This is a genomic window from Polaromonas sp. P1_G4, assembly GCF_056405475.1.
This window is the reverse complement of sequence record NZ_JBFUCA010001058.1, coordinates 1-554: the sequence shown is the minus strand read 5'-3', so window position 1 is coordinate 554 and position 554 is coordinate 1. Positions and strand designations below refer to the sequence as shown.

Sequence of the window (554 nt, the reverse complement as noted above, 5' to 3'; positions counted from 1 at the left end):
CATCATCCAGCGCGCACCTTATGTCGACGTGGTCTTCGGCCCGCAAACCCTGCACCGCCTGCCGCAGCTGCTGGCCAACCGGACCCGGCTGGGCAAGCCGCAGGTCGACATCAGCTTTCCCGAGATCGAAAAATTCGACCACCTGCCGCCGGCGCGCGTCGAGGGCGCCAGCGCCTTCGTGAGCATCATGGAAGGCTGCTCCAAGTACTGCAGCTACTGCGTGGTGCCCTACACCCGTGGCGAAGAGGTCTCTCGGCCCTTCGAAGACGTGCTGGTCGAAGTCGCCGGCCTGGCCGACCAGGGCGTCAAGGAAGTCACGCTGCTCGGGCAAAACGTCAACGCTTACCGTGGCCCCATGGGTGGCACGGCCGAGATCGCCGACTTCGCAACCTTGCTCGAATACGTGTCCGACATCCCGGGCATTGAGCGCATCCGCTACGTCACCAGCCACCCCAATGAGTTCACGCAGCGCCTGATCGACGCCTACGCCAAGCTGCCCAAACTGGTCAACCACCTGCATTTGCCGGTTCAGCACGGCTCCGACCGCATCCTCA

The 554-nt window shown here is 64.1% G+C and carries 1 protein-coding gene; it reads left to right on the top strand.

The window, feature by feature from the left end; genetic code table 11:
- Positions 1-554: radical SAM protein (locus tag AC1D1X_RS25340; RefSeq protein WP_477699642.1), on the top strand; the 554-nt coding region annotated here is incomplete at both ends.